Source organism: Actinotalea sp. C106, from assembly GCF_023630195.1.
In the GTDB taxonomy this organism is placed as follows: Bacteria; Actinomycetota; Actinomycetes; order Actinomycetales; family Cellulomonadaceae; genus Actinotalea.
In genome coordinates this window covers 1-4587 of record NZ_JALPKN010000253.1, presented here as the reverse complement: position 1 = coordinate 4587, position 4587 = coordinate 1, and the positions used below count along the sequence as shown (strand labels likewise).

The window sequence follows — 4587 nt, the reverse complement described above, 5'->3', positions numbered from 1 at the left end:
GGCGGGCGGGCATGCCCGTCCGCCGGGCCCTCGCCCGCCTGCTGTTCCGCCTGAGCGGCTGGCGGGCCGTCGGCCACGCGCCCCGCTCGGGCCTGTTCATCGGCGCCCCGCACACCTCGAACTGGGACTTCGTCCTGACGCTGATGGTGCTGTGGAACGCTCAGGTCAAACCCCGCATGCTGGTCAAGCGAGAGCTGTTCTGGTGGCCTCTGGGGCCCGTGCTGCGCGGGCTGGGTGCGGTGCCGACCGACCGGCGCGGGGCCGGTGGCCTCGTCCAGCGCCTCGTCGAGGAGGCGGCCGGCACCGAGGACTTCGTCCTGGTGATCGCCGCCGAGGGCACCCGGCGCCGGACCGACCACTGGAAGTCCGGGTTCTACCGCCTGGCCCTGGGTACCGGCCTGCCGCTGACCCTCGGGTTCGTCGACGGTCCGACGCGCACCGCCGGGGTCGGCGACACCTTCGTGGTCACCGGGGACGTACGCGCCGACATGGACCGGGTCCGCGCCTTCTACGCCGACAAGCACGGCGTGCGCCCCGAGCGGGCCGGCACGCCGCGGCTGCGCGAGGAGGAGCCGGACGGTCCCGCCGTCTAGCGGTCCAGGTCGCCAAGCCCCTCGGTGACCGCGGTCAGACCGGCCGGGGCTGCGCCCCCACGAGTGCGCTGCCCTGGGCCTGCAGGGCAGTGCCGAGCAGGGGCGTGACCTGCGCGGCCGGCAGGGCGCGCGAGTACAGCCATCCCTGCGCGTAGGTGCAGCCGAGCACGCGCAGGTGGTCGGCCTGGGCCCGGTGCTCGACGTGCTCGGCGACGACCGCGAGGTCCAGGGCGCGCCCCATGTCGACGATCACCCGCAGCAGCTCGGTGGTCTGCGTCGAGACCCCGAGCTCACGCACGAACGAGCCGTCGATCTTGAGCGCGTCGAAGGGGAAGGTGCGCAGAGCCGTCAACGAGGACTGGCCGGTGCCGAAGTCGTCGATGTGCAGCCTGACCCCCTGGGCCCTGAGGTCCTGCATCACCTGGCGGGCGGTGGCTGGTTCTGCCATGAACACGCCCTCGGTGATCTCCAGGACGAGGTTGGCGGGGGGCACCTGGTGACGCGCGAGGGCGTCGGCGACGCGCTGGGCGAGCCCCGGGGCCCAGAACTCCCGGTGCGAGACGTTGAGAGCGACGCTCACGCCCGGGGCGCCCGCCGCGCGCCAGGCCGCGACCTGACGGCAGACCTCGTCGAGCAGCCACTGACCCAGGGTCAGGATCATCGCTGCGTCGTCCTCGAGGGTGGGGAGGAACTGCGCCGGGCTCAGCAGACCGCGGTCGGGGTGGCGCCACCGCACCAGGGCCTCGACGTGGCACAGGGGGCCGCCGTCGAGGGGGACCACCGGCTGGTAGTGCACCTCGAACTGCTCCTGGGCCAGGGCCGTGCGCAGCTCGGCCCTGGTGCGCAGCCGACCTGCGGCGCGGACGTGCATCGCCGGGTCGAAGACGCGCACGCTCCCGGCCTCGGCCTCCTTCGCGTGGTGCATCGCGAGGTCGGCGTCGCGCAGGGCGTCGTCGGCCGAGACGTACCGCCCGGCCGAGGTCACGATCCCGATGCTCGCGGTGATCGTGACCTCGTGGTCGCCCAGGGTCACGGGGGCCGCGATCCGCTGCTGGAGGTCGTTGACCGTCGCGAGCAGGTCGTGGGGCACGGGGTGGGTCAGCAGCACCGCGAGCTCGTCCCCGCCGAAGCGGGCCGCGACGTCCAGCGCGCGTATCCCCTCACGCAGCCGGTCCGCGGTGACGCGCAGCAGCTCGTCCCCCCGCAGGTGCCCGAGGGAGTCGTTGATCAGCTTGAAGCCGTCGAGGTCGAGGAAGACGAGCGCGAACCCCGCGGCCGGGGTCGAGGCAGACCTCTGGACGACCCGCTCGAGGTAGCGGTGGAAGGTGCGGCGGTTCGGCAGCCCGGTGACCGTGTCGAAGGAGGCAGCCTGGTGGAGCTCGGCCTCGAGGGCCTTGCGGCCGTCGATGTCGGTCAGCGTGCCGACGAGGCGGACGACGATCCCGTCCTCGCCCGCGACGCCCAGGGCGCGGGCGAGCAGCCAGCGCGTGGTGCCGTCGGCGAGCCGCACGCGCAGCTCGAGGGAGGCCGGGGCGTCGGCGTGCCAGAAGAGCGCGCGCAGCGTGCTTCGCACGTGCCTGCGGTCCTCGGGGTGCACGCGGTCTGCCCAGGTCTCCGGCCCGAGGTCGAGGTCGTCCGGCAGGTCCATGAGCTCGCGGGCACGGCGGGACAGGTCGACGGTCCGCGTCGCGACGTCGACCTCCCAGAACCCGTCGTTGGCGGCCTCGGCGGTCATCGCGTAGCGCTCACGGCTGGCCCGCACGTCCTGGGCGAGCCGCTCGCTCTCGAAGGCCAGGCACAGCGCACCGGCCCACTGCTGGTACGGCTCGCGCTCCCACCGCGTCGTCAGGTGGCCCAGGAGGGCGAGCAGCCCCCAGTCCCCGCGGGTCCCTCGCACGGGGACGACGACGCACACCTCGCCCTCGGCCTGCCGCGCCCTGTCCACGAGAGCCGCGGGTGGGAAGTCCTCGACCGCCAGCGTGGTCCCGAGGTGGGGGAGAGCCAGCAGGGCGGCAGGGGTGCTGTCCTCGCCCCCCGGCGTCGGTGAGGTGGGCTCCTCGTGCACGCCGACGACCCGGAGCTCACCCTCGGCGGTGCCCGTCCACAGCCCGAGCACCGCGGCCCTGACGTGGGTGCCCGCCAACCAGCCCAGCTCCTGGGACTCGGTCGCGGTGCTGCGCAGCAGCCGGGCCACCCCCTCCCCGGCCTCGAGCACGGAGGCCTCGCGCTGGCGCCCCAGGTGCACCGCGCCCCAGGCCTGCACCTGCCACAGCGCGGCCGCCAGGGCGGTGCCTCCGGGGGAGTCGGCCCCCGCCGCGGTGCTCGTGACCCGCTGGAGGTAGTCGGTCAGCGCGACGACGACCTCGTGCATGGTGTCGGTGCGGGGAGCGCTGCGGGACAGGGCACGGGTCAGTCCCAGGACCTCCTCGCGGTCCACCTCGCCCGGTCGGCCGACCACGGCGTCGACCTGCTCGAGGACCAGGTCGACGACCTCGGGGGTCACCGCGCCGTTGCCCCGGTCGTCGAGCACGCTGTGCAGCAGGGCCCCGAGCTCCTCGCGGCTGGTGGGCACGGCTGCGGCCCGGTCCTCCGGGCGGGAGCGGTCCTCGGCGACGAGGTCCGCGCGGCACCCGCACGAGCCCCGCGGCACGACGACGCTGGTGGCGGCGAGCTACGGGCCCGGGGGCACCGTCTCACCGCGGGCCATCGCGATCGCGAGCTGCCCGGCGAGGGCGCCCACGGCGTCGAAGCGCACGTGCACGCTCGACAGGCTGGGTGTGGAGTAGGCGGCGTCCTCGATGTCGTCGAAGCCCAGGACGGCGACGTCCTCGGGGACCCGCAGGCCGGCCCCGGTCAGGCCCGCGACCAGGGCCAGGGCGCCCCGGTCGGTCGCGGTCATGACGGCGGTGGGCCGGTCCGCGAGCCCGAGCAGGGTCGTGACCGCGTCCTGCGCGTCGGATGGTCCGTAGGGGTTGTCCGCCAGCGGCAGCTCCACGACCGCGAGCCCGTGCTCGGCCATCAGCTCGCGGTAGGCCTCGCCGCGCTCGCGCAGGTCGTGGTGGTGCAGGTCGGCCGCGAAGGCGATGCGCCGGTGCCCGTGGCGCAGGAGGTGCTCGAGGCCGGCCCGCACCCCACCGCGGTTGTCGGGGCCCACGCTCGGGGCCACGCCGTCGGGGCACGGCTGGCTGGTGAAGACGACCGGCACCGAGGAGTCGCGCAGCGTCGCGAGGTACGGCGCCGCCGAGGTCGGGGCGATCGCGACGACCGCGTCCACCGCACGCGCAGCCAGGGGCATCGCCCGAGGAACGGGTGACGCCGACCCACGCTCGCCGAAGCTCGCGGTCTGCACGACGACGAGCCGTCCCCCGGCGGCGGTCACCTCCCGGAGGATGCCGCTGAGCACCTCACCGCCGTAGGGGCCGCTGATGTGCTCGGCGAGGGCCAGGACCGTGGGTCGAGCAGGCACGACTCGCCCTCCTCCGGTCCGAACGCTCACGGGGGGCCCATCGGCACCCGTCGGAACGGTGTGAGGGAACACCTCCGGACCTCACCCGGACGAGGCGCTCAGAGACCGTGCGAGCGTCTCAGCCCGGCAGCAGGACCACCACGGGCTCGGTGGTCGGCTGGGCCGAGCCGCCCGCGGGCTCGACCGAGACCGCCAGGCCGTCCCCCGCCTGGTACTCGGCGGCGGTCGCCTGGACCTGCCCCTCGCGCACCTCGAGCAGCCCTGCGTCCACGGGCACGCCGTCGCGCATGGCCCACAGCTGGTAGACGGCGTCCTCGTCGAGGTCGGGCAGGTCGCTCGCCACCAGGGCGGCGCTGCGGTCGCCCAGCAGGGCGACGGCCTCGCCACCACCGGTGACCTCGCTGCGGACGAGCACGGTCTGCGTGCCCCCGAGGAGCTCGGTGAGGGTGGCGGCCTGGGCCTCGGCCTGCTGGGCCCGCTCGGCCTGCTGCCACGCCACCACACCGGGCACGGCGAGGACCGCGACGG

4 protein-coding genes are annotated in these 4587 nt (G+C 75.1%); 1 reads left to right on the top strand and 3 read right to left on the bottom strand.

What is annotated here, in order from left to right:
• Positions 1-593: 1-acyl-sn-glycerol-3-phosphate acyltransferase (locus tag L0B03_RS14245; RefSeq protein WP_308200070.1), on the top strand; the 593-nt coding region annotated here is incomplete at its 5' end.
• A gap of 34 nt (positions 594-627) precedes the next feature.
• Here L0B03_RS14245 and L0B03_RS14240 read toward each other — a convergent pair.
• The 3 genes from L0B03_RS14240 to L0B03_RS14230 form a co-directional block, all read right to left on the bottom strand.
• Positions 628-3165 (bottom strand): GGDEF and EAL domain-containing protein, encoded by a 2538-nt coding sequence (locus tag L0B03_RS14240; protein ID WP_250446917.1) that lies wholly within the window; start codon positions 3163-3165, stop codon positions 628-630.
• A 99-nt stretch (positions 3166-3264) separates the two neighbouring features.
• Positions 3265-4059 (bottom strand): substrate-binding domain-containing protein, encoded by a 795-nt coding sequence (locus L0B03_RS14235; protein WP_250446915.1) that lies wholly within the window; start codon positions 4057-4059, stop codon positions 3265-3267.
• 118 nt (positions 4060-4177) lie between these two features.
• Positions 4178-4587 (bottom strand): anti-sigma factor (locus L0B03_RS14230; protein ID WP_250446913.1); only part of this gene is annotated, 410 nt, incomplete at its 5' end.